Annotated in this window: 25 protein-coding genes; 7 read left to right on the forward strand and 18 right to left on the reverse strand. The window is 41.9% G+C overall.

The window, feature by feature from the left end:
* Position 1: 1 nt before the first annotated feature.
* On the reverse strand, positions 2-829 hold the full coding sequence (locus SOR_RS06415) for a Cof-type HAD-IIB family hydrolase (protein WP_000152911.1): 828 nt from the start codon (positions 827-829) through the stop codon (positions 2-4).
* A gap of 23 nt (positions 830-852) precedes the next feature.
* Positions 853-2172 carry a CapA family protein gene (locus SOR_RS09975; protein WP_000415549.1) on the reverse strand — a complete coding sequence of 440 codons (1320 nt, stop codon included), beginning with the start codon at positions 2170-2172 and terminating at the stop codon, positions 853-855.
* 155 nt (positions 2173-2327) lie between these two features.
* On the opposite strand from SOR_RS09975, the gene def reads away from it, so the two are divergent.
* Positions 2328-2939, forward strand: coding sequence for a peptide deformylase (gene def, locus SOR_RS06430; RefSeq protein ID WP_001272947.1), 612 nt, complete (start codon positions 2328-2330; stop codon positions 2937-2939).
* Between the two features lie 44 nt (positions 2940-2983).
* The gene (rlmB, locus tag SOR_RS06435; protein ID WP_000855743.1) at positions 2984-3766 is read left to right on the forward strand and encodes a 23S rRNA (guanosine(2251)-2'-O)-methyltransferase RlmB; all 783 of its coding nucleotides are present in this window, start codon (positions 2984-2986) and stop codon (positions 3764-3766) included.
* On the opposite strand, the gene trxB is transcribed toward rlmB, so the two are convergent.
* The 7 genes from trxB to SOR_RS06470 all read right to left on the reverse strand — a co-directional run bounded on the left by trxB (position 3750) and on the right by SOR_RS06470 (position 8103).
* Positions 3750-4661 carry a thioredoxin-disulfide reductase gene (gene trxB, locus SOR_RS06440; protein ID WP_000272329.1) on the reverse strand — a complete coding sequence of 304 codons (912 nt, stop codon included), beginning with the start codon at positions 4659-4661 and terminating at the stop codon, positions 3750-3752. The two genes, rlmB and trxB, sit on opposite strands and share 17 nt — an antisense overlap.
* A gap of 65 nt (positions 4662-4726) precedes the next feature.
* Complete coding sequence (locus SOR_RS06445) at positions 4727-4951, reverse strand: DUF4059 family protein (RefSeq protein WP_000924295.1); 225 nt, start codon at positions 4949-4951, stop codon at positions 4727-4729.
* A gap of 77 nt (positions 4952-5028) precedes the next feature.
* Positions 5029-5772 carry an amino acid ABC transporter ATP-binding protein gene (locus SOR_RS06450; protein WP_000590997.1) on the reverse strand — a complete coding sequence of 248 codons (744 nt, stop codon included), beginning with the start codon at positions 5770-5772 and terminating at the stop codon, positions 5029-5031.
* Complete coding sequence (locus SOR_RS06455) at positions 5772-6572, reverse strand: amino acid ABC transporter permease (protein ID WP_000219168.1); 801 nt, start codon at positions 6570-6572, stop codon at positions 5772-5774. Before SOR_RS06455 ends, SOR_RS06450 begins: the two co-directional genes overlap by 1 nt.
* A 155-nt stretch (positions 6573-6727) precedes the next feature.
* Entirely contained in the window at positions 6728-7084 is a 357-nt protein-coding gene (locus tag SOR_RS06460) for an arsenate reductase family protein (protein ID WP_000889072.1), read from the reverse strand.
* 12 nt (positions 7085-7096) lie between these two features.
* Positions 7097-7612, reverse strand: a complete 516-nt coding sequence (locus SOR_RS06465; protein ID WP_000812480.1) for a methylated-DNA--[protein]-cysteine S-methyltransferase — start codon at positions 7610-7612, stop codon at positions 7097-7099.
* A complete protein-coding gene (locus SOR_RS06470; protein ID WP_000405840.1) occupies positions 7609-8103 on the reverse strand; it encodes a GNAT family N-acetyltransferase in 495 nt (164 codons plus the stop codon). Before SOR_RS06470 ends, SOR_RS06465 begins: the two co-directional genes overlap by 4 nt.
* A 134-nt stretch (positions 8104-8237) precedes the next feature.
* On the opposite strand from SOR_RS06470, the gene SOR_RS06475 reads away from it, so the two are divergent.
* Positions 8238-8684, forward strand: coding sequence for a DUF1836 domain-containing protein (locus tag SOR_RS06475; RefSeq protein ID WP_001084365.1), 447 nt, complete (start codon positions 8238-8240; stop codon positions 8682-8684).
* Positions 8681-9328 (forward strand): PAQR family membrane homeostasis protein TrhA, encoded by a 648-nt coding sequence (gene trhA / locus SOR_RS06480; RefSeq protein WP_001097972.1) that lies wholly within the window; start codon positions 8681-8683, stop codon positions 9326-9328. Before SOR_RS06475 ends, trhA begins: the two co-directional genes overlap by 4 nt.
* A gap of 19 nt (positions 9329-9347) precedes the next feature.
* On the opposite strand, the gene pdxT is transcribed toward trhA, so the two are convergent.
* The 3 genes from pdxT to nox all read right to left on the reverse strand — a co-directional run bounded on the left by pdxT (position 9348) and on the right by nox (position 12336).
* Positions 9348-9929: a pyridoxal 5'-phosphate synthase glutaminase subunit PdxT gene (gene pdxT / locus SOR_RS06485; protein ID WP_000689959.1), complete on the reverse strand. Its 582-nt coding sequence runs from the start codon at positions 9927-9929 to the stop codon at positions 9348-9350.
* Entirely contained in the window at positions 9930-10805 is an 876-nt protein-coding gene (pdxS, locus tag SOR_RS06490; RefSeq protein ID WP_000138535.1) for a pyridoxal 5'-phosphate synthase lyase subunit PdxS, read from the reverse strand.
* A 151-nt stretch (positions 10806-10956) separates the two neighbouring features.
* Complete coding sequence (nox, locus tag SOR_RS06495; RefSeq protein ID WP_000036766.1) at positions 10957-12336, reverse strand: H2O-forming NADH oxidase; 1380 nt, start codon at positions 12334-12336, stop codon at positions 10957-10959.
* A gap of 306 nt (positions 12337-12642) precedes the next feature.
* Between nox and SOR_RS06500 the strand changes: the two genes are divergently transcribed.
* Genes SOR_RS06500 through SOR_RS06510 form a run of 3 tightly spaced genes read left to right on the forward strand, consistent with a single transcriptional unit; the run spans position 12643 to position 15458 of the window.
* A complete protein-coding gene (locus SOR_RS06500; RefSeq protein ID WP_013670252.1) occupies positions 12643-13572 on the forward strand; it encodes an FAD:protein FMN transferase in 930 nt (309 codons plus the stop codon).
* Between the two features lie 18 nt (positions 13573-13590).
* Positions 13591-14196: an NADPH-dependent FMN reductase gene (locus tag SOR_RS06505; RefSeq protein ID WP_000915930.1), complete on the forward strand. Its 606-nt coding sequence runs from the start codon at positions 13591-13593 to the stop codon at positions 14194-14196.
* Between the two features lie 17 nt (positions 14197-14213).
* Entirely contained in the window at positions 14214-15458 is a 1245-nt protein-coding gene (locus SOR_RS06510) for an NAD(P)H-dependent oxidoreductase (RefSeq protein WP_000673672.1), read from the forward strand.
* A gap of 84 nt (positions 15459-15542) precedes the next feature.
* On the opposite strand, the gene SOR_RS06515 is transcribed toward SOR_RS06510, so the two are convergent.
* From SOR_RS06515 to SOR_RS06540, 6 genes are all read right to left on the reverse strand, one after another.
* Positions 15543-15800 (reverse strand): DUF896 family protein, encoded by a 258-nt coding sequence (locus SOR_RS06515; RefSeq protein ID WP_000371290.1) that lies wholly within the window; start codon positions 15798-15800, stop codon positions 15543-15545.
* 41 nt (positions 15801-15841) lie between these two features.
* Positions 15842-17878, reverse strand: a complete 2037-nt coding sequence (gene glyS, locus SOR_RS06520; RefSeq protein ID WP_000164801.1) for a glycine--tRNA ligase subunit beta — start codon at positions 17876-17878, stop codon at positions 15842-15844.
* 259 nt (positions 17879-18137) lie between these two features.
* Complete coding sequence (gene glyQ, locus SOR_RS06525; RefSeq protein WP_000038730.1) at positions 18138-19055, reverse strand: glycine--tRNA ligase subunit alpha; 918 nt, start codon at positions 19053-19055, stop codon at positions 18138-18140.
* A gap of 208 nt (positions 19056-19263) precedes the next feature.
* Entirely contained in the window at positions 19264-19635 is a 372-nt protein-coding gene (locus SOR_RS06530; RefSeq protein ID WP_000955296.1) for a GFA family protein, read from the reverse strand.
* 317 nt (positions 19636-19952) lie between these two features.
* Positions 19953-24464: a S8 family serine peptidase gene (locus SOR_RS06535; RefSeq protein WP_001081924.1), complete on the reverse strand. Its 4512-nt coding sequence runs from the start codon at positions 24462-24464 to the stop codon at positions 19953-19955.
* Positions 24465-24753: 289 nt separating this feature from the next.
* Positions 24754-25596 carry an aldo/keto reductase gene (locus tag SOR_RS06540; RefSeq protein WP_000844566.1) on the reverse strand — a complete coding sequence of 281 codons (843 nt, stop codon included), beginning with the start codon at positions 25594-25596 and terminating at the stop codon, positions 24754-24756.
* Positions 25597-25635 lie beyond the last annotated feature (39 nt).

Consider the following 25635-nt stretch of genomic DNA (forward strand, 5'->3'; position numbering starts at 1 on the left):
CTTATCCCTCTTTCTCTAACCACTTTTCTAGGACCTGATAAACGCCCGCCTGGCTGTTAGCTGGTGCTAGGGCAGTCGCAACTGCCTTGACATTATCATCTGCATTTTCCATAGCATAGGCAATTCCAGCCAGCTCTAACATTTCGACATCGTTTTCACTATCACCAAAGGCCATGATTTGTTCCGATTTCAAATTCCAGCGCTTGAGTAATTCTTCCAATCCCCAGGCCTTGTGAATCCCAGCTTGGAGGATGTCAATACAGCCATAACCGCTGGAAACAGCTCTTACACGACCATCAAATAAATCATTAATTTCCTGCAAAACTGAACTAGAACATTCTTCACCAACGACCATGCTCATCTTTAGAACTCCTCCAAAGAGGTCTGAGTTTAGCTCATCCACAAAATTGGTCCTTTGGTAAAGTTTTTCAATCATCTCTGGAGTCATAAATTTTTCCAGGTCTGTAAAAACCGTTCCTTCCTTGACAAAACTCCCATTCATACTGGTAACGACGAACTGATCTCGACACTCCCTCCCTTTAAAATGAAGGAGAGCCTTGTCAACCATAGCATCATCCCAAGTCTGGGCCTGAAGTAGCGTATCATACTCAAATATACGAGCGCCGTTAGCAACAACCAAGATCACTCGACTCGCCAAGTGCTCCAATAATTGCCTCATACGGTGAACTTCATTCCCTGTCGCAATGACAAAACGGATATCCCTTTGATCCAGCTGATCTAAAATCTTTTCCAAGCGGGGCAGATCTAGCTGCCCCCTCGGGTCTAGCAAGGTTCCATCCATGTCTGTTGCAATTAATTTAATCGTCATCATATCTCCTTTAGAGTGAGCGTCTACCACTTCAACCCTACATGTTCATTCATTTCTTTATAGGCCGTGTCAATTCGTTCCTTGGTCGCCTCGTCCAACTTGTCACGATGACTGCCTCCCTCGATGAAGTCCTCTAGGATATAGGTCTGATAAAGGAAGAGCGGATAGCCTTCTGGAGAGTAAGTTCCTTTGGGTGTTCGATTGACCCAAGTAGGATGCGCTTTGGCCGTTTCAATCCTAGTCTTGCCATCTTTTTTCTTAATGGTCACATCCATGAGAACACCGCGCTCCGTCCACTTGGCATTTTCCTCATCTTGCATGGTTTCAATACGTTGATTTGAGAGGAAATTCCCCATGGAGTAGATGATCAGTTTTTTGTCACCATCTTTTTCAACTGTTTCAGCGGGTTCAACGACGTGAGGATGCCCTCCAAAGATAATATCAGCTCCCCAGTCCACCATCTTGTGGTACAGTGTTTTCTGTTCTTCCGTTGGTTCTAGCTGGTACTCAATTCCCATCTGAGGCATGATGACAGTAATATCCGCCTCCTTCTCAGCACGCTCGATTTCTGCCTTCATCTTATCTTCATTCAGGTCAGAAAGATAGCGATTATAGTCCTCTTGAGAGATATACTGCTCAATGCCATTAAAACCGTAGGAATAGGCCAGGAGAGCTACCTTGATACCATTGACTTCCTTGATGACTATAGGAGCTTGGTCTCGGGATTCATGTGTGTAGACTCCGATGGGTGTCATTCCAGCCTTTTCAATAGCTTGAGCCGTTGAAACCACTCCCTCTATCTGTGAATCTAGGATGTGATTGTGAGCTAGGTCTAAAACCTGATAGCCCGCATCCTTGATTGCATCCATGACTTCTCCTGGTGCATTAAAGAGAGGATAACCTGCCAAGTAGTGGTCCTTGTTCACCGTTCCTTCAAAGTCACCAATCACCAAATCCGCTTGTTTGAGCCAGGGTTTTACATACTCAAAATTTTCATGGAAATCATAGGTCCCATCTTCTTTAAGAGCTGTTCGGTAGATGGGGATATGGTAGAGAAGGTCACCATTTGCCATGATACGTGCCGTCGTTTCACCAGATTGATCTTCCTTGGATTGACCAGCCGTCCTGTCAGAATCAAGAGTTTGGCTACTAGTACTTGTTCCCTTACTACCTTGTACTGCTCGAACTAATAAGTTCCCTCCCATGGATAAGGCAACTGCAAGCAATAACACAATAATAAACTGGGCATTGGTCCAGGATTTATAATTCCGAAAGAAATCCACACTAGTTCTCCACACCCCATAAAGAGAGCCCTGAGACCGTCTATCTTGTCGCTTTTCCATCTTTATTCCCCCTTGCTTTTTGGTGCAAGTCTTTTCTTTTATTATACCACAGACAAAAGAGGAATACCGTTTATTATATTATTTTTTAGAAACTTCTGCGACTTTCTTTCTCGCCTATTTTGTGTTATCATGTAGAGGTAATGAAAGGAGAGAAAATGTCTGCAATAGAACGTATTACAAAAGCTGCTCACTTAATTGATATGAACGATATTATCCGCGAGGGGAATCCAACTCTTCGCGCAGTTGCTGAGGAGGTCGCTTTCCCACTGTCTGACCAGGAAATCATCCTTGGTGAAAAGATGATGCAATTCCTCAAACATTCCCAAGATCCTGTTATGGCTGAGAAAATGGGGCTCCGCGGTGGTGTTGGATTGGCTGCTCCCCAACTCGATATCTCAAAACGTGTTATTGCTGTTTTAGTGCCCAATATTGTGGAAGAAGGTGAAACTCCACAGGAAGCCTACGACTTACAAGCAATTATGTACAATCCAAAAATCGTCTCTCACTCTGTTCAGGACGCTGCTCTTGGCGAAGGAGAAGGTTGCCTTTCTGTTGACCGAAACGTACCTGGCTATGTCGTCCGCCATGCCCGTGTCACTGTTGATTACTTTGACAAGGACGGCGAAAAACACCGTATCAAGCTCAAAGGTTACAACTCCATCGTTGTCCAACATGAAATTGATCACCTAAACGGAATCATGTTTTACGATCGTATCAATGAAAAAGACCCATTTGCTGTTAAAGATGGTTTACTGATTCTGGAATAAAGAAAATCCCGTTGCAAGACGGGGTTTTGTGTTATAATAGAGGCATGAAAACAAATGATATTGTCTATGGCGTACATGCCGTTACAGAAGCCCTCCTTGCAAACACTGGAAATAAACTTTACCTCCAAGAAGATCTTCGAGGTAAGAATGTTGAGAAGGTCAAGGAACTGGCTACAGAAAAGAAGGTATCCATTTCTTGGACTTCAAAAAAATCCCTCTCTGAAATGACCGAAGGCGCTGTCCACCAAGGTTTTGTTCTACGAGTGTCAGAATTTGCCTATAGCGAGCTGGATCACATCCTTGCAAAAACACGTCAAGAAGAAAATCCTTTGCTATTGATTCTGGATGGTCTAACTGACCCTCATAATCTGGGTTCAATCTTGCGAACAGCTGATGCGACCAATGTTTCAGGTGTCATCATTCCCAAGCACCGTGCTGTCGGAGTGACTCCTGTCGTTGCCAAAACAGCTACAGGTGCTATTGAGCACGTACCGATTGCGCGAGTGACCAACCTCAGTCAAACCCTAGATAAACTCAAGGATGAAGGCTTCTGGACCTTTGGAACGGATATGAACGGTACCCCTTGCCACAAGTGGAATACAAAAGGGAAAATCGCCCTCATCATCGGAAATGAAGGAAAAGGCATCTCTAGCAATATCAAAAAACAGGTCGATGAGATGATTACCATTCCCATGAATGGGCATGTTCAAAGCCTCAATGCCAGTGTTGCTGCAGCTATTCTCATGTACGAAGTTTTCCGAAACCGACTAATAAAAAAAGTTTCCAATCACTTGATTGGAAACTTTTTTCTTAACTATGTTCTGTGATAAATTTATAGGCTTCTTGACCAGCGATAGCCCCATCTCCAACTGCTGTTGTTACTTGGCGAAGGTCTTTCTGGCGAACATCCCCAACCGCAAAGATACCATCAACGGCAGTCTTCATGTGGTTGTCTGTTACAATCCAGCCTGATTGGTCTTGGATATTCAAATCCTTAACAAAATCACTAACAGGATCTAAACCGACGTAGATAAAGACACCTCCAAAGGCTTGCTCAGTCACTTGACCAGTTTTCACATTTTCAAATACAACTGACTCTACTCTGTTTTCACCTTTGATTTCCTTGACTACAGAGTCCCAAATAAAGTTGACTTTCTCATTTGCAAAAGCTCGGTCTTGCAAAACCTTTTGAGCACGAAGTTCATCCCGACGGTGAACAATAGTGACAGTCTTGGCAAAGCGAGTCAAGAAGAGAGCTTCTTCTACCGCTGAATCTCCACCACCGACTACGAGCAAGTCTTGGTCACGGAAGAAAGCTCCATCACAGACTGCACAGTAGGAAACACCTCGGCTGTTCAGTTCTTCTTCTCCGGGAACCCCTAAGAGACGGTGTTTTGACCCAGTTGCCACGATGACAGTACGGGTTTCGTAAACTTGATCATCAGTGATGACCTTCTTATAGTCACCCTTGTCTTCAATATTTTCAACGTAGCCATAAAGATGCTCCACTCCAAGGTTTTCAAGCGGTTCAAACATCTTTTCAGCCAATTCAGGTCCACTGATATTAGCATAACCTGGATAGTTTTCAATATCAGATGTATTATTCATTTGCCCGCCTGGCAGACCACCTTCTATCAAAGCCACTTTCAGATTGCTTCGAGCAGCATATAAGGCAGCGGTCATTCCCGCAGGTCCAGCACCGATAATAATCGTATCGTACATTTCGATTCCTTCTTTCTTGTTGTAACTATCTTTATTCTAACTCATTCTTGCTAGTCACGCAAGGATTATGCCTTGAAAACCAAGAGCAAACTCATGACGGCAAAGGATAACACTGGAACGACCAAAACTCCAATCATAATCATATCATAGAGATGGGCTTGACGGGCCTGTGCTGTCTTGTCCACGCCAGACATGGCTCGCAATCCGATCCAAATCCCCAGAAAAATCACGACAAGGATGGTCGTTAAGATCAAACTCTCGAAATACAAAGAAAATAGATGCAGTAGCATGATCTCTCTCGTTTCTATCTTTTTTAAAGAGTAAACTCAGCTAGTCCAACTAACTGAGTTTTCCTTGTTCTATTATATCAAATATAAGTCCGTTTGTAACTAGCAAAGAATTCTTTTGTTCGTTCTTCTTTCGGATGATTGATGATTTCATCCGGTGTGCCAGACTCGATGATTTTCCCTTTATCTAGGAATAAAACCTTGTCTGCCACTTGGGCTACAAAAGACATATCGTGACTGACCAAAATCATGGTCTGACCTGACTTTGCAGCGTCTGCAATAGACTTTTCTACTTCACCGACCAACTCTGGGTCAAGGGCTGAAGTGGGCTCGTCCAAGAGCAAGACATCTGGTTTCATAGCAAGCGCACGCGCGAGGGCAACCCGTTGCTTTTGTCCACCTGATAAGTGACGAGGATAATGATTTTCACGGTCAGAAAGACCAACCTTGGCCAACTCTTCCTTGGCGATTTTTGTTGCTTCCTCGTCCGATAATTTCTTAACGACAACCAAACCTTCCTTGACATTGTCAAGGGCTGTTCGTCGTTCAAACAAATTAAACTGTTGGAAAACCATAGATAACTTGCGACGAAGGGTTAGAATCTCTTCTTGGCTAATCTGAGAAAAATCAACTTTAAAATTGTCAATCTGAATCGTTCCACTATCTGGAGTTTCAAGGTAGTTCAAACTACGAAGAAAGGTTGATTTCCCAGCTCCAGATGAACCAATCAAAGCCACTACCTCACCTTTTTGGATATCCAAGTTCAGATGATTCAAGACTGTCTGTCCTGAAAAGGATTTGCTTAAATTCGAAATCTTAATCATTAACGAAGGTCTCCTTTCACATCTGTAGACACTGTATCCGGTGCTGAGATAGCCATTTTTCTCTCGATGAAACGGCCGAGGCTTTCAATTCCGATATTGACTACCCAATAAACAAGGGCTACGGAGATGAAACGTTCAAAATAGCGATAATCAGCTCCACCTAAAATCTGAGCTTGGGCAAAGACCTCCACAACACCTGCGCTAAAGGCTAGAGAAGTTCCCTTGGTCAAACCGATAAGGGAGTTAATCAAAGTCGGTGTCGCTACCACCGCCGCATTTGGAATAATCACACGACGGTATACTTGCGCACGAGTCATACCCAAACTGCGTGCCGCCTCAATTTCACCTGGGTTAACAGAAAGGATGGCTGCACGAATCGTTTCACTTGCATAAGCCGCCTCATTAAAAGCAAAGGCCACAATCGCAAAAAGTGCCGCTGGAATCGCATTGATATTAAAACCAGTGCCCCATTGTTGGTTGATAGCTTTCAATAACAAAGGAATTCCGTAGTAGGTCAACATAAGTTGAACTAGGATTGGGGTACCTTTTAAGAAGCTGACGAAAAAGGCCTGCAAGGGATATAAAATCTTAACACGATTGATCTTAACAATGGCAAAAATCAAGGCAAGCAGCAAACCAAAGAGTGCACCTCCAAGCGTCAACATCAAGGTTGTAGGCAGTTGTTGGACAATCCTTGGAATTCCATCAAAGACCGAACGCAAACTAAAGAGCTTACCATCCGGAATGAGTTGCATCAAACTTTGGTACCAATCTGATGCTAAAAATGTTGTAACAGTCATAAAAACATCCTCTCCTGATAATGATTCATTCTATCATACTTCTGCTCGCAAGCAAATTATTTGCTACGGCTGATCAGACTTTGTCTATCTTCTAGTTTATCACACTTTAAAACAGGGATGCTATATATTTTACCTATCAAGGAGATAAATAAAAACTATCTCAAACCTAAGTCCTCATAGGTTTTTCTGTAGCCGATTTGTTTAACAGCACCATTCTCCACCAAAATTGGACGTTTCAATAACATACCATCACTCGCTAGAAGCCTGGCTGCTTCTTGTTTTGACAAACTTCCCACCTTATCTTTTAGGCCCAGTTCGCGGTATTTGATCCCGTTAGTATTGAAAAATTGTTTCACTTCAAAACCGGAAGTTTCCAACCAGTTCAAAATCACTTCTTCACTTGGTGTTTCTTCTACGATGTGGACAGCTTGGTATTCCAGTCCAAGTTGATCCAATTCATTTTTTGCTTTCTTACAAGTTGAACATTTTGGGTATTCGATAAATTCTAACATCTTCTTTTCTTTCTATTTTTTATTTTCTTGAAATGCTGCACCTTCATGTTGCAAGAGCCAGGCTTTCTTTTCGACTCCAGATGCATAGCCTGTCAAGCGATTGCCTGATCCCAGCACACGATGACAGGGTACGAGGATGGACCAAGGATTACGCCCCACTGCTCCTCCAATCGCTTGGGCAGAAGCCACTTGCAAGTCTTTCGCCATTTGTCCATAAGTTACTGTCTGACCATAAGGAATGGCCTGTAAGTAAGCCCAGACCCGCTTTTCAAAATCCGTTCCAATGGGAGCCAGAGGTAAGTCAGATAGATCCTGAACACTGCCTTCGAAATAGGTATCTAAATAGGAAATAACTTGTTCCAATACAGGATGGCCAGTAACTTCTTCTATCGTTTCATCCCCTAATCCCCTCTCAAAGTGAGTTTGGTCCTGTACCCAAATTCCATACAGATATTGCTCGTCAGCAACTAAGGATAAGGTTCCAATTGGCGACGGGTAGAGCATTTTTGCGTACTTATTCTGCTTCATTTTTTTAATTTCTGATAGGCCAAACGTTCCCCATCAACTGGAACCTTACCAACCTGTTGGAAGCCTAGCTTTTCAAAGATATGCTGCATAGCCTTGTTTTGTGCATGCGTATCTGAACGAAAATCTAGATAATCAAAACCTTCAATCAAGCCTTCTAGGAAAGTCTGAGCAACACCTTGTCCTTGGACATCTGCTGCCACAGCGATACGGTGAAAGACCAGATATTCTGATTCTCCCCCCTGCCAACTCCCTTCATAAATGGCTTCATAGGCTTTCTCTGGACTCTTGGTCACAGCAGCATAGGCTAGTAGTTCTCCCTCTCCCAATGCCACATAAGCTTGACCAGAGATGATATCATCAATAATGATGTCGGCATTTGGATAGCCATTTTGCCACTGGTCACTACCAGACTCAGCTAAGCACTTTTTGGCATCCTCCATCACCTGCATAATCGCATCAACTTCGTTTGGAAAAGCTAAACGAATCTCCATCTTTTCCCCTCATTTCTAACTGTTTTCTCTCATCATAGCATATTTTAAAGCTTTCTACAAGCAGTTGAAACTTGACTTTTGTTTTTTATTATTTTATAATCTAGTTATTGAAACTAGATAAAAAGGAGTTGGAAATGAATTCTATCTTTTCCTACCCAAAATGGGAAGACATTCCAAACATTGACCTCTATCTGGATCAGGTCTTACTTTATGTCAATCAAGTCTGTGCCCCTATCTCTCCAGATAAAGACAAGGGGCTAACAGCATCCATGGTCAATAACTATGTCAAACACGGTTACCTGACAAAGCCTGACAAGAAAAAATACCAACGCAAACAGATTGCCCGTTTGATTGCCATCACCACTCTCAAGTCTGTCTTTTCAATCCAAGAAATCGCCCAGACACTTAATAGTCTACAAACTCAAGCGAGCTCAGACCAGCTCTACGACGCTTTTGTAGACTACATGAACCATGGGATTGATCCAGAAAATCCTATTATCCAAACTAGCTGTCAAACGGTTAAACTCTATCATCAAACTCTAGACTTAATCCTTATCAAAGAAGAGGAGGAAATCCAATGAATACCAGTCTAAAGCTCAGTAAAAAACTCAGTTTTGGAGAGGAAATTGCTAATAGCGTGACCCATGCTGTGGGTGCCGTTATCATGCTCATCCTACTCCCTATTTCATCAACCTATAGCTATGAAGCACATGGATTTTTATCGTCTTTTGGCGTTTCTATCTTTGTTATCAGTCTATTTCTCATGTTCCTCTCGTCAACCATTTACCACTCTATGGCCTATGGTTCGACCCACAAATACGTCTTGCGAATCATCGACCATTCTATGATTTATGTGGCTATCGCAGGCTCTTACACGCCGGTCGTATTGACTTTAATGAATAACTGGTTTGGCTATCTGATTATTGCCATTCAGTGGGGAACAACCATTTTCGGCATCCTCTATAAAATCTTTGCTAAAAAGGTCAATGAGAAATTCAGCCTTGCCCTTTACCTGATTATGGGCTGGTTGGTTCTAGCTATCATTCCTGCCATTATCAGTCAAACAACGCCAATTTTCTGGAGTCTCATGGTAACTGGCGGACTCTGTTATACAGTTGGAGCTGGATTTTACGCTAAGAAAAAACCTTATTTTCACATGATCTGGCATCTCTTTATCCTAGCGGCATCTGCACTCCAGTACATTGCTATTGTTTATTACATGTAAAAAAGTTGAGAAAACATTCTCAACTTTTTTCTTTACACATATTGATAAAGTACTGGTGCAAGCGAACATCATCTGTCAATTCTGGATGAAAAGAGGTTACCAGCATATTTTTTTCTTGGGCTGCAACGATTTGATCATCAACTGTTGCTAGAATTTCTACACCCTCTCCAACACTGCTGATAATTGGTCCGCGGATAAAGGTCATGGGAATCTTGCCAACTCCCTTACATTCTGACTCTGTATAGAAGCTTCCTAGTTGGCGCCCATAAGCATTGCGCTCAACCACTATATCCATGGTTCCAAGATGACTTTCTTCCTGAGAAGTGATTTCCTTAGCCAGCAAAATCAAGCCTGCACAGGTCCCAAAAACGGGTAATCCAGATAGAATGACTTCTCGGATGGGAAGCAGCATGTTCTGGTCGCGCAAGAGCTTGCCCATGGTTGTAGACTCACCGCCAGGTAATATCAAACCGGACAAGTCACTCTGAACTTGTTGAAAATCATCTAAATTTCTGATTTCTACACTGACAACACCTAACTTCTCTAACACTTTTGCATGTTCTGCAAAGGCGCCTTGCAAGGCCAATATTCCGATTTTCATCTATTTTCCTCGCTCAGCCATGAGAATTTTGATTTCATTCTCATTGATACCAACCATGGCTTCTCCTAGGTCTTCAGAGATTTGAGCCAAAATTTGAGGATTTTGGTAGTTGGTTACGGCTTTGACAATAGCACTTGCTCGTTTAACAGGATCTCCTGACTTGAAAATACCTGATCCAACAAAAACACCTTCTGCCCCCAATTGCATCATCAGCGCAGCATCAGCTGGCGTTGCCACACCTCCAGCTGCAAAGTTTACAACTGGCAATTTTCCATGTTCATGAACGTATTGGACCAATTCAACAGGGACTTGCAAGTCCTTGGCAGCCACATAAAGTTCATCCTCACGGAGATTTTGAATACGGCGTATTTCTTGATTCATCATACGCATATGACGAACGGCTTGAACGATGTCACCAGTACCCGGTTCTCCTTTTGTACGAATCATGGAAGCTCCTTCAACGATACGACGCAAGGCTTCACCCAAGTCCTTAGCCCCACAGACAAAAGGAACTTGGAATTCCTTCTTATCCACATGGAAACGGTCGTCAGCTGGAGACAGCACTTCACTTTCATCGATATAGTCAATCTCAATAGCCTCTAAAATCTGAGCTTCTACAAAATGCCCGATTCTAACCTTGGCCATCACTGGAATGCTCACCGCTTCTTGGATTTCCTTAATCATCTTTGGATCACTCATACGGGAAACCCCACCAACTGCACGAATATCAGCTGGAATGCGCTCCAAGGCCATGACAGCTGCTGCACCAGCAGCTTCCGCAATCCGAGCCTGTTCAGGGTTCTGAACGTCCATGATAACCCCACCTTTGAGCATCTGTGCCAAGTTTTTATTTAGTTCATAACGATTTTCAGTCATTTCTTAATCCTCATCACTTGTATTAGTAGCTACCATTTCATTTTAAGTCAGATTAGAATGAAGTACAAGATAGAAAAACAATAATTGTCCGGGTACACTAACATAAAAAACTATCTGACCTTCAGTTAAGGCCAGATAGTTCATCAATTTTTTATTTTTCAGCTGTAAGTGCAGCCATTGTGATGTAGTTGTAAGGTTTGTTAAAGTGTGGCAAGAAGAATAGGTCTGTCAAGGCCAATTTATCGATTGTTACATGCTCTTGGATAGCAAGTGAGAACATGTGGATTCCCATACTAATAGCAGAATCATGTGAAACCATTTGTGCACCAAGGATTTCTCGGCTGTCTTTGTCAAAGACAATCTTGATGGCAACTTCGTGGTTGTCATGTTTGATAAATTCTGGTTTTTGAAGATCGTTAAAGCCAGTTTCAGTTGCATTATAGCCTGCAGCTTTGGCTTTTTCAAGAGTCAAACCAGTCGAGACCATGTGAAGACCGTAGATAGAGATACCGTTTGATCCTTGTACACCGATTCCTTCCAATTCATGACCACAAGCATTATAAGCACCAACGATACCAGTACGTACAGCGTTAGAGGCAAGAGCGATGTAGCTTGTATCTTTACGAGCATTGTCATAAACAGTTGCACAGTCACCAACAGCGTATACACCTGGGATAGATGTTTCTTGTTTCTTATCTACAAGGAAGGCACCGTTGCGGAAGAGTTCAATCTTACCGTCAGCAAGAGCTGTGTTTGGACGGAAACCAACAGCAAGAACAACCATATCCACATCAAATGTTTCTTTGTCTGTTACCAAGCGTTCAACTTTTCCATCACCTTGGATGGCTTTAACTGTTTGACCAAGAGCCAAGCGGATGTTGTGGTCTTCCAAGTTCTTCGCCATCATTTGAGTGAAGTCTTTGTCATAGTAGCCGTTCAAAACAGTGTCTACGATATCAACAAGGACAACTTCTTTTCCAAGACGTTCGAAAGCTTCAGCAAGTTCAACACCGATATAACCACCACCAACAACTGCGATGCGCTCAAGGTGTTTGCTCTTGTCAGCAAGTTTTTCGATAACTTCTTCTGCGTTTTGGTACAACTTAACAAATTGAACATTTTCAAGTGTTGCTTTGAATTCGCGGTTGCCCTTAACGATTTCAACACCTTCGATTGGAGGCAAGATTGGAGTTGAACCAGTCGCAAAGATCAATTTGTCATAAGACTCTTTATGTTCTTGACCTTCAACTTCTGCTGTCACAACTTTATTGTCATAGTCGATTGAAAGAACAGGTGAGTTCATGTAAACTTTTGCACCCTTAGCTTCCAATTTTTCTTTATCAGAGTAGAAGAGACCTTCTGGGCCGTCAATTTGTTCCCCGATCCAAAGCGCCATTCCACAACCAAGGAATGAAATATTTGAGTTTTGGTCAAATACTACGATTTCGTTTTCATGACCAAAGTTGTCCAACATCGTATTAATACAAGCTGTACCAGCGTGGTTAGCACCAACTACAACGATTTTACTCATAGAAAAATTCCTACCTTTAATTTTTGATTTACCTTTCTAGTATACCATTTACTGTTAGCGTTTACAAGGCATTTGCTCAGAATTCTCTTTTTTTCAGAAAAAATACACCTAACATTGATAAATCTAATTTTTCTATTATTTTCATACTAATTTTGAGCATATTTCTTGACTTTTTGTCAAAATTCATTTGTGAAAACGCTGACTTTATGATATGCTAGATACATGGAAAGAAAATGTAAGGGGTTTAATTTTTCTTTAACCAACTTATATTGAATGATTTCCTATAAAGAGAAAGGAGCTGGTAGCTTGCCTCTTCATTCACGTTCTGAACGGCTAATGGGAACAACTATCACGATTTCATTAGTAGATGAACAGGCTGATTGCCTACTTCAAGGAGCCTTTGATTTGCTCAAGGAGCTCGAATACCGCTTCAACGCCAACAGTCAAGAATCCGAACTGATGGAAATCAACTACCAGGCCGGGATCGCACCTGTTAAGGTTCATCCTGAGCTATTTGAACTGATTGCTCTTGGACTTGAGCATAGCCTAGCTCCATCTAGCCATCTAAACATCAGCATTGGCCCCTTGATTCAAACCTGGCGAATCGGATTTGCAGATGCACGGCTTCCAGACTCTAAAGAAATCGAAGCTGTCTTGCCTCTAGTTGACCCGCATTTTATCAAGTTGGATCCGACTAGCTCTACTGTCTTTTTAGAGAAGAAAGGAATGAAGCTTGATTTAGGTTGTTTAGCTAAGGGCTATAGTGCAGATAAGGTTGCCCAGTATTTGAAAGAACACGGTGTCACCTCTGCCCTGATCAATCTCGGAGGAAATATCCTCACCATCGGGAACAATCAAGACAAAGAAGGGAAAGCCTGGCAGATTGGGATTCAAGATCCGCGAAATCCTCGTGGCAACCATCTCCTAACTATCCCTGCTTCTAACAAATCCGTTGTCACTTCAGGTATCTATGAACGCCACCTGACAGTAGATGGAAAAGACTATCATCATATCTTTGATAGTAAGACAGGATTCCCTGTCGAAACTGATCTCGCTAGCCTGACGATTGTCTCTGATAAATCCGTTGATGGTGAGATTTGGACAACGCGCCTTTTCGGAGAACGAAGCGCTTCTATCCTCTGGCAAGTCGAAAGTATAGATGGTATTGAAGCCATCCTCATCGACAAAGAGGGACGCCTTGCATGTTCTTCAGGCCTTCAAAATTGTATTATGTAAAAAGAGAAAGGAAATCTCATGCTAAAACTTATTGCCATTGTTGGAACGAACTCTAAACGTTCTACAAACCGCCAATTGCTCCAATACATGCAAAAACACTTTGCTGATAAAGCTGAAATTGAACTCGTTGAAATCAAGGACATTCCTGTTTTCAACAAACCTGCAGATAAACTTCTTCCCGCTGAAATTCTTGAAATTGCAGCTAAAATTGAAGAGGCTGATGGTGTGATTATCGGTACTCCTGAGTACGACCACTCTATCCCTGCAGTTTTAATGAGCGCTCTTGCTTGGCTATCTTACGGTATCTACCCACTTTTGAACAAACCAATCATGATCACTGGTGCTTCCTATGGTACTCTTGGTTCATCTCGTGCTCAATTGCAACTTCGTCAAATCTTGAACGCTCCTGAAATTAAGGCAAATGTTCTACCAGATGAATTCTTGCTCTCACACTCTCTTCAAGCATTTAACCCAAGTGGCGACTTGGTTGACCTTGACGTCATCAAGAAATTGGATGCCATCTTTGATGACTTCCGTATCTTTGTGAAAATTACTGAAAAATTGCGCAATGCACAAGAATTGCTTCGCAAAGATGCTGAAGAATTTGACTGGGAAAATTTGTAAGATAGGAGACCGAAAGAATGAAATTTGTTGGACTTGTTGGATCAAACTACGATCAATCATATAACCGCAAACTCTTGGAATTTATTCGTCGCAATTTCAAATTCAAATTTGAATTAGAAGTCCTTGAAATTGACGAAGTTCCAATGTTTAACCAAGACGAAAAATGGGACGAAAGCTTCCAATTGCGTTTCTTGTATAACAAGATTACACGTGCTGATGGTGTCATTATCGCTACTCCTGAGCACAACCACACTATCTCAGCTTCACTCAAATCTGTACTCGAATGGCTTTCATACGAAGTTCATCCATTTGAAAACAAACCTGTTATGATTGTGGGAGCATCATACTATGACCAAGGAACATCACGTGCCCAAGTTCACCTTCGTAAAATCCTTGATGCTCCAGGTGTTAATGCCTACACGCTTCCAGGTAACGAATTCCTTCTTGGTAAAGCTAAGGAAGCTTTTGATAACAATGGAAACATCACCAACGAAGGAACTGTTAAATTCCTTGAAACTTGCTTAGATAACTTTGTTAAATACGTAGGAGTCGTTTCGAAATTGAAAAAACCAAAACCAATCGAACCAGAAGACTTGGATTGTGGAAAACCAATTGCTACAACCATTACTGAAGTTGATCCTGACGATCCAGAATGGGTAGAAAAAGTTGCAGCAATCACTGGAGCTGTTTCTGGTGATACCTATGTCAAACTGGACCACGGTATCCTTACAGTTAACCAAATCGATATGTTCTTGAAAGCTATGCCATTTGAATTGACATACGCTGACGACAACAACCAATTCCTCTACTACAACAACGCTCACCAAGATCCAGACACCATGTTTGCTAAACGTGTACCACCTCAATCAGGTAGCCGTATGTCGACTGTTCATGGTTCTCTTCCACCAGCACGTATGAAGAATGTAGAGTGGGTTATCGGAACACTTCGCAACGGAAACCAAGAATACGTCCGTACGATCGTTCCAGGTTCTCCTGCAGGTGTCATCAACACACACAACTACCAAGCAATGTACTATCCTGATGGATCATACGCTGGTATCAATGAAATTGTCTTTAACTTCCAACCATGGCTTGACTGGTACCTAAAAGAGACTGGTCAACGTTTGGTGGGTGGTAGCGGACCATTTGCCCCTGCTGCTGGAGGTCATGGAGACGCCGATGCTACTTCTGGTGCTTCTGATTCAGGTGATGCTGGAGGCCACGGTGGTGACGCTGACGCTACTTCTGGTGCAAGCAACTAAGAAACCAAAAAGGAGCCAAATGGCTCCTTCTTTTTTATTGAAAAAGAAAAGGGGCTTGTAAATCATCTACAACCCCCTTTCGTTTTATGAGTTAGGATCATCTATACTACGGCCGTGCAAACCTTTTTCACGTTGTACTTGGCGTAGTTTTTCTGGTGTGACGTCATTTCCTTCCTCGTCCACAATTTTAATTCCTTCAATGTGGTGACGAACAGAACGACGATAACCTTCGATATACTCCTCACGAAGTTTAGCTTGTTCCACTTTTTCAGCAGAAGTTAAGCCTTCTGTTTTTTTCTTTTTGGCAAGCTCGTTGATACGAGCGATTTTTTTCGGATCCATTTCTTCTCCTTTGTGATAAGATACAGTCCGTTTGACTGAGTTTATTTAGTATTAATTTGGTTGAAACGTGCAAGTTTAGCTGCTTTTTTGGTTAATTGCGACAAGATAGCCAAGCGATTTTGTCGGACAGTCTGATCTTCAGCCATCACCATGGTATTTTCAAAGAAAGCATCAATAACTGGGCTAAGCGCAAAGAGTTGTTCTAATTGCTGACTTGCAGTTCCTGACAAGACGAGTGATTCTACGGCTTCTGCCAAGGCTTTCTCTTCTTCATTTTCAAAAAGAGCAGAATCAACAGCATCAGATCCTTCTGCTTTCTCAGCCAAGTTGAAAGCACGTGAGAGGGATTCGACAGACGATTTGAAATCTTCTTTCTTGCTTGCTTCGACAAGAGCACTTGCTACTTCCAGCATATCCGCCACAACAAAGTTTGAACTTGCAAGGACTGCTTCCTTGATATCTTTTGGAGTAGAACCCATCATCTTATCAACACGAGCCTTGATAAAGTCCATAACCTCTGCTTTATTTTCATAAGTCAAGCTGTCGAATTTCAAAGCATAAAGGCTATCAATCAACTCATCCATAGCAATGTGCCAACCAAAAGCATCCAAGATACGAACCACACCTTGCGTCGCACGACGAAGGGCATAAGGGTCGTTAGAACCTGATGGAATCAAGCCTACTGAGAAGAAACTCAAAATCGTATCCAATTTGTCTGCAATGGCTAGAATGGCTCCAACCTTGCTCTCTGGAAGTTCTCCTTCAGCAGCTGTCGGCATGTAGTGTTCACGAATAGCAGCTGCCACCGCTGGAATTTCACCAGCAAGAAGGGCATATTTTTCACCCATAATACCTTGGAGCTCATCAAACTCACCAACCATACCCGTCAACAAGTCAAACTTGTAAATAGCTGCTGCACGAGCTAGGTCAACTGTTTCATCCACTGACAAACCAGCTTTTTCTGCCAAGAGAATGGCAATCTGCCCCGTACGAATCATGTGTTCACGAAGAGAACCAATCTTTTCGTGGAAGGTCACATGGTTCAATTTTTCGACTAGGTCAGAAATGACCAATTTTTGGTCTTCACGCCAGAAGAATTCTCCGTCTTCCAAGCGGGCTACCAAGACTTTTTCATTTCCTTTGATAACATTTTCCAAATGCTCTGCGTTTCCGTTACGGACTGAAATGAAGTTTGGCAAGAGTTTTCCATCTTGATCTCGGACAACGAAGTAACGTTGGTGTTCCTTCATCGAAGTCACCAAGACTTCTTCTGGAACTTCAAGGTATTTGGCATCAAAACTTCCCATAAAGGCAGTTGGGTATTCAACCAAGTTCAAGACTTCATTGAGCAAATCAGCATCAATTTCGATACGTACACCATGTTCAGCTTCGATTGCCTTGATTTGGTCAACAATCATTTGCTCACGTTCACGAGGATCCACGATTACAAACTGTGCACGAAGGTCTTCTTCATAGCTCAATGCTGACTGAATCTTGGTTTCTTGTCCCAAGAAACGATGACCACGGCTCACACGACCACCCTTGATATCAAGGAAATCCAAATCAAACTCTTGCTCGTCCAAGAGAACTGTCAAAGTGTGTACAGGGCGGATATACTCAAAAGTGTTGTTAGCCCAGTGCATGCTAACAGGGAAAGTCAAGGACTTCAAGACGTCTACTACACCTGGAACAATGTTCTCAACTGGTTGGCCCACTTCTTCCTTGGTAACATAGACATATTCTTCACCCTTGATTTCACGGAATTTAATATCTTCAACTGTCAAGCCTTTCCCACGGACAAATCCTTGAGCTGCTTTGGTGAAGTTTCCATCACCATCCAAGGCAATTTTCTTTGCTGGTCCCTTGAAATCTTCTGTCAAATCAGACTGTTTGTCTGCAAGACCAGTCACACGAACAGCCAAACGGCGTGGTGTTGAGAAAGTTTGAATGGCTTCAAAAGACAGGCGATTCTCTTTGAGGAAGGCCGCCGTTTTTTCACCTAGTTGTTTTTCGCTTGGAGTTACTACGTAGGCTGGTAACTCTTCAAGACCGAGTTCTACTAATAAGTTTTTTGTCATGTTTTTTCCTTTACATCTTCTTCAATCTTTTTTGATATGCACCTTAGGTACTGGGGACGTCGCTAACTAACTTTGTGAGTCTGTATGGAAATCTAATGCAAAATTGATCAAGATTTCCAACAGTCTCATCAAAGTGGATTTAGCTGACTGATTTTTGAACCTAAGGTTTCAAAAATCCCCACATAACAGTACAGCGGTGCATATCCCTCTAGCAAGTCTTCGACTTGCCTCTAACGATCTTAGAGCACAGTATTACTCACTATTCTGCGTCTTCTGCTAGGAGTTTAGCTCGTGTTGCTTCATCCAAAAGTGGGTAGCCTAGGCGTTTGCGTTCTGCGACAAAGGTTTTGGCTACGACACGGGCCAAGTTACGGATACGAGCGATATAGCCTGCGCGCTCAGTTACGGATACGGCACCACGCGCGTCAAGCAGGTTAAAGGTATGTGAACATTTGAGAACATAGTCATAAGCAGGGTGAACCAAACCCTCTCCCAAGGCACGACCAGCTTCTTTTTCAAACTTATCAAAATTTTCAAGCAACATTTCTTGATCAGAAATATCAAACGAATATTTTGAGTGCTCGTACTCAGGCTGGATGAAGATTTCTCCGTATTTTACACCATCGGCCCACTCGATATCATAGACAGAATCAACTTCTTGAATATAAGAAGCCAAGCGTTCTAAACCATAGGTAACTTCCGCAGTCACAGGGCCAGTTGCCAATCCACCAACTTGTTGGAAATAAGTGAACTGAGTGATTTCCATCCCATCAAGCCAAACTTCCCATCCAAGACCAGCCGAACCAGTTGATGGGTTTTCCCAGTTGTCCTCAACAAAACGAATATCGTGTTCCAAAGGATTGATTCCCAATTTTTCTAAAGACTCAAGATAAAGTTCTTGGATATTTGATGGAGAAGGTTTCATGACCACTTGGAATTGGTGGTGTTGGTAAAGACGGTTAGGGTTTTCCCCATAACGACCGTCAGCAGGACGACGTGATGGCTCCACATAAGCCGCATTCCATGGCTCAGGACCAATAGCACGAAGGAAAGTGTAAGGACTCATCGTCCCCGCACCTTTCTCATTATCATAAGCCTGCATCAGCATACAACCTTGGTCATTCCAAAATTGTTGTAAAGTAAGGATGATTTCCTGGAAAGTCAATTTTTTAGACATTATTTACTCCTTTTTCTATAAAATACTTGCGACACGAGTCTGCCTCGTCGATTATACGAGGCAAGACGAGTTAGTACTGCGTCTAGCTCAGCACTCTAGTGCTGAGCGTGGGGCAATCCGACTGTAAGGAGGTCTCTGCCACTGACGCAGTGAAATGTTAATTTCTTAGACATTGTTTACTCCTTTAATTTATATTATCTTTTTAGCTTTATTCATCAAGCAACCAAGAAAAAGCTGGGTCCTGAAAAATATGACGTTTGGGAACCGTTTGTAAATTCTGATCGCATTCGTCTATTGTACCTAGTTTCAAAGCACAGACTTCTGGTATATTTTCTTGAGCAGTGAAAATTTGACTATGACAGTTCTGACAGTAATAGCGTTGTTTCCCTGGAGATGAACTATAGGTAACCAACTGTTCTTTTCCATGCAATACTAGGTTTTTACTGCTAACTTTGGCATTCACTGTATAGGCAGACGCAGTTGCTTTCCGACAGAATGAGCAGTGGCAAAAAACTAATTCCAACAATGCCTCATCTAAAGTGTAGGTCACTGCTTTACATAAACAAGATCCTGTAAGCATTATGCTCCTTTCTACTTAGGCATTAGAGGAAATTCAAAAAGAACCGAATTTCAACACCCAAGCCTTGCGACTAGGGGCGTCTGAAACGCGGTTCCACCCTAATTTATTACTTCATTGTTTTTAAAAATACGACAGAAAGCGCCAGTTTCTTACCTTGTTCTACTTGGCTCCCACTACCCCAAACTCGCTTGAAGAACGCCATAAGACTTTCTTTCCTAGCTAGTATTATAGCAGATTTTCTAACTAGTGTAAACCAAAAATGAGTCTGAAAACAAAGTTCCAGACTCATTTAATAGTAAAGCTTCAGAAAGTCCTGTTTAAGGATGTCTTCTTGCTTTTGGTTTTTTGCCATGCAGATTTCTCTTGGCTTGTTTCAATGCTGTAATGGCATCTTTGACATCTTCTTGGCTCGCTCCTGGATCTTTAAGGAGTTCCTGTGCCTCTTTAAAAGTTAAAAGATAAGCAGCTTTTTCTTTCTTATCTGCATAGATAAATCTCGCATTCTTTTCTTGGAAAAGACGTTCATCCTTGACCAGTTTCTTCAGACTAGAGAAGTCAGTAGCTTTGCCATTTAATTTGCTTTTAGCCGTCGCTAGGACAATGAGAGATTGGTCAATTTGATCCTGTTTGACTTTAGGATCCACAGCTAGTAAGGCGATTTCTTGGAAGGCACGATCATAAGCTCGACGTACTTTTTCCTTGGCATTCGCATATCGTCCAGTTTTAGTCGTTGCGTAGTAAGCTTTCATAGCTTCTTTCAAGGCTGTAACGTTCGAATCTTTTCCATCCAAAGCTTTACCAGCAGCTTCAAGACTAGCGAGAACGCCATCAATCAATTCTTGTTTCAACTTGCTTGACAAGGCTGACTGTGCCACTTGGAAAGCTTGGTCATAAGCTTTTCTCTTATCTGCACTACTATTAAAGTAACGAGACGTTTCTACCAGTTCTTTTTGTTGATTGACCGCAGCAAGCAAGGCCAACTTAGACACAACAGATAGACGCAAAGCATTATTTCGACCTGGCTGAACGAGCAAGGAAACGAGATCTTCAAGGAGTTCATATCCAGTTGGCAAGGTGACTTGTACAGTATAACGACCTGTAGCAACTTTCTTACCAAAGGCGTAATGACCGTATTTTTCAGCAGGAAGAGTGATACTAGTCCCATCTTCACCTTTCAGAACCACTGTAGTCGTCTTTGGAACGGCTTGATTGAAGGAAACAGACACAGGTGCATATTCTAGGAGATCTGCTAGGAAGGTAATGGTTTGGAAACTATTTTCTTCCGTCAAGTCAAACTCTTGGGACAAGGCACTGATAAATTTCAATTCTGTTCGGTCATAACTAAAAATTTCTGCTGTATAATGATCAAACTGTAAGAAATGAATCGCTTTTGTCTTGTCTACATCAACATATTGTCCCTTGCTATTTTTGATTCGATAGACGTAGAGGGTATCAATATCCTGGTTTGTTTTTGCATCCTTCAAGGCAATTTTCACTCGACCACTATTTTGATCGCGGACAAGTTCGGCAAGTGAGATATAGTCTACATTTCCTGCATAGTCCTCAACAAGATAGTAAATATTAGCCTTGTCAACATTCTTAGGAAGTGTATAACTACCGTCAGCATTTGCCTTAATCAGATGGGTGTTCTCAAGCGCACGAGTTCCAGACTGGTCTTTCCCAGATAGAACCATGGTCCCTTTCTGGTCAAATGGTGTGAGGTAGAAAACTTTTTCTGAAAGGATACCGCCTTGACCCACATCTTTTGGTTTGCGAGCTACGAATTCTTGGTTTCCATCTTTAAAGCGAATATAACCGCTCGTGATAACAGGTTTTTGAGTATCAATTTGAATTTTAAAGGTCGTGTGTTGTTCTTTAGCTCCTGGAACATCTGGTGTGTAACTAATAACATAGTCATATAAACCATCTGCAACGGTATTGCCATCAAAATCCTGGCCTCTCCAAGCAGTATTATCTAGAATATAACTCTTCAGATTTCTACTGTCACCATCAAAATAATTCTTACGGAGATCCTTTGCATCGCCCTCCCAAATAGGATGTTCATGCTTAGTATCCGTAGCCGCATAAACTGTAGCCCGAAGATTTACAAGATTTCTCAAAGCAACCGTTTTGTATTCAACTAGGTCTTTGTTTCCATCAGCGTTTGGAGAAATGGCAATACGGATATTCCCTTTTTCGTCTAACTGAAGAACATGCTTCCCTTCAGCATTTTGTTCGATTCCAAGAACGGTAATTCGGCGTCCTTGGCGTTGACCTTTAGAAACTAGAAGGTCATTTTGCAAGGTTGCGAGATAGGTGGCATCATTAGAGTAGTTAACGGCAGGATTTTCTTTGTCTACTTCTGTGTAAAATCCATTTTTTCCTTCTCGGACAAGATTGTAAATTGGTTTTTCGACAGCAGGGAGATTTTGGAATTCTCCTCGGAAGCCCATAAATGCAAGACTCACAACATCCCCATCATCTGCTGGATCTACAAATCGAACAAACCCTTCAAGGAAATAGCCATTTGGCATTTGTTTGCTGAGTTCAGCAGCAAATTTTCGAGCATCCACTTTAACAGTGACTGTTTGACTGCTGTGGGCTTTGACCGTCACTTCAGGCCAGACTGTCTCCGTTAGTTTTCGAGGTCGAAGGGTGAATTTTCCATCTTGGACATCATCTGTATTGGTATTCACTACCATCTTGAGAGTACGGTCAGTATCTGAAATATTGTGTACAGTAACCTTGAAAGTAAATTGATCTCCAACATTTCCCAAAGTCACACTTGGATAACCATTTTCACCCGTTACATAGAGGTCTGTTGACACTGCAGCAGCTGTATCCACAATACCAGAACCTTGCTGACGAGGAGAGGTATAAGTGCCTGTGTCCTTATTAACATGTGGTTTTGCAGTTGACATGATCAAGGCCTTGACAGTCTCTGATACTTGCTCAGGAGTCAATTCTGGATGGTGTTTTTGAAGGTATTCCTTAACCAAAACTGCAACACCCGTAACGTGAGGAGCCGCCATACTGGTTCCGCTGATACTACCATAGGTATTGTCATTAAAGGATGAGTAGATATTGCCGCCAGGAGCTGTCACGTCTGGTTTCAATTGTCCATCGGTAGTCACTCCCCAACTTGAAAAGTCAGATAGCTGATTGGCTACATCAGAAGGACGATTATCCATCTTGTCATTAAAAACAATCTTGTAGTTCCCAGATTTTAAGGCTTCACCATACTGTTTAGAAATAAATACAGAAGGAATTTTCTTTGCTTCATCATCAATAGCCATATTGATGTTTGCGCCCTCTACATTATTGTAGATCAAAGCACCAACTGCACCGTGTTTTCGTGCATTTTTGATCTTCTCTGAAAAGTTCATGGCTCCACGCTGAATGAGGGCAAGTTTCCCAGTTAAATCCAACTTCGCAAAGTCTTCTTCACGACCTAAGCCTGCTTCGACGTATTCGTACTCTTTTCCTTTTTCAAAGTCCTTATCTGCTTCAGGTTGATTATAATCAAATTTTCCGTTATGAAGGCCGGCATTTCCCTCTAGACCTTTAACTTCAAAAACGGCTGTTGTCAATGTTTTATTGTTGACAGAAGCAACTGAAATCGAATCCTCAACAGTAGATGGATTTCCAACCAAGCCAAAGTCTGGGTTTTCAGCTAGCGGTTTTGAATAACCATTTCCGAATGTATTGCTATTTCCTGCTGAGATAAGAACAGACACTCCCTTGGCACGAGCCCGTTTGATGGCATCCACAATATCAGAACCAGCATCCACCATCGAACCTGTGCTAGATCCTAAACTCATATTAATAGCATCTGCTCCTAAGGCAACTGCGTCATCAATCGCCTTTACATAAAGGGCAGAACTGGTCGTTTTTTGGCGATCTGAAAAGACACGCATAAACATGACTTGGGCTTCTGGCGCCACACCATAGACCTTTTCACCATTCGGTGCTTCTTTATCAGGGTTTCCAGCAGCAATCCCTGTTACGTGCATCCCATGAGAAGTTCTTTCTGCTTCTTTGATCTTATCCGTTCCATCAAAGTAGTCATAGGCATAGACAACCTTATCACTATACCATTTACCGTAGTCAATTCCAGCAGCCTTTTTAGCTGCTTCGATGGCTTCCTTGTTTTTAAATTTTGCTTTTGACGGATCCGAAATTCGAAGAACCTCATGATTCAAATCAAGTCCAGAGTCAATAATGGCAACAACGGTCCCCGTCCCCTTGTAACCAGCCTTCCAAGTTTTTGGTACTGTGATGATATCATTGCTTGAAAGACTATTGGGTTTTGCAGACTCAGCTTTTTCTTGTTCTTTTTCAGTAGTTGCCGTTTCTCCAGTAGTTTTAGGAGCTGTCGTTGCTGGAGCCTCTTTGTTCTCTATGTTAGAAGCCTTCTCAGTAGCAGGCGCTGTACTGGTATCGACTGTTGTTTCTTTTTGAACGACGCCTTGATTTTCTTCATTTGCAACTGCTCTATCTTTTCCAGATTCTTGAGCTTCAGCAGTTTTATCAACAGGAGCTTCTATCTTAGCATCTTGTTTACTAGCATCCTCTTTAGAAGTTTCAACTTCTTGTTTCTCTCCAACTACTGGTGCAATCCCAATAGTATTGGTTTGGTCAGTTGAAGAGTTTGAGTGTTTATCGTCTTTTAGCTCTGTCTTGATTTCCTGAGTTTGAGCTTGATTTTCACCTGTACTCTGCTCATTGGCACTGACTTGACTTGCTCCAAAAACCAATGCAGTTCCCAATAAAACTGAAGCAAGACCAAATTTGTATTTCCGTAATGAAAAACGTTGTCGTCTATTCATAAATAATCTCCTTTTTCTTTAAAGTATACCTATTATAACGCAAATAATCATAAATTTTCATAAAAATCTGAATTGTCACAAAAATGTAATATTTACGTATATGTTTTGCTTATTTAATTTTATCATTCGTGTTATTTGCTCTATCAAACCAATATTTTCTAAATTCGTTCCTATATTTCAATCCATAATATTATTTTATTATACAAACAATTTGGATTTTTTATACACAAAAAGACTAGGATTTAAAATTCCTAGTCTTTGTTATTTCGGTATAAATCGATTATAAAAATTAAAAATCCATCTCATCAACACGAGGTGCGACCGAAGTCACTGAAATTGTCTTTAAGACTTCTCGCTCGTCTTTGCTGAGTTCAATTCCAAAACAGTCAAGATTACTCTGGATGCGAGAGGCTGTCACTGACTTAGGTAGAGGTAAAAATCCTTCTGCCAAACTCCAAGCCAAGGCGATTTGAGCCACTGATTTCCCATGCTTAGCAGCAATTTCTTGGACTTCTTTCTGTTCAAACAACTCTCCTTGGCCAAAAGGTCCCCATGCCTCTAAGAGAATTCTTTTCTCTTTACAGTAGTCAACCACTTCCTCTTGATAAACTCCTGGTGCCAAGCGTACCTGATTGACCGCCGGGATGATTCTTGCTGTCTCAAGCAAGGCATCCAAATGATGGGGAAGGAAATTACTAACGCCGATAGCACGGATTTTGCCTTCTTGGTAAAGATCCTCCATCGCTCTCCAGACATCGGCATTGCGAGTTTTCCATGCCTCATTTTCTCTTAGTGGTTTTGGATTTGGCCAATGGATAAGGTACAAATCTAGATAATCCAATCCCAGTTTTTCCATTGATTCTTCAAATGCTTGGCGAGCTTCATCATAGCTGTGATTGGTATTCCAGAGTTTGGTCGTTACAAAAATTTCTTGTCTTGGAATACCGCTATCTCGAATAGCACGACCAACACTTTCCTCATTTTTATAGATAGCTGCAGTATCGATATGACGATAACCAGCCTTTAAGGCTTCTAAAACGGCTTGGTAGGCTACTTCTCCATTTTCAGCTTTCCATGTTCCAAATCCTAGTACAGGAATTGAAACTCCATTATTAAGGGTGTATGATTTCATCGTTTTTCCTTTCTATGTGAAGAAAATCTAAAGAAACAA

The organism is Streptococcus oralis Uo5, from assembly GCF_000253155.1.
In the GTDB taxonomy this organism is placed as follows: domain Bacteria; phylum Bacillota; class Bacilli; order Lactobacillales; family Streptococcaceae; genus Streptococcus; species Streptococcus oralis_L.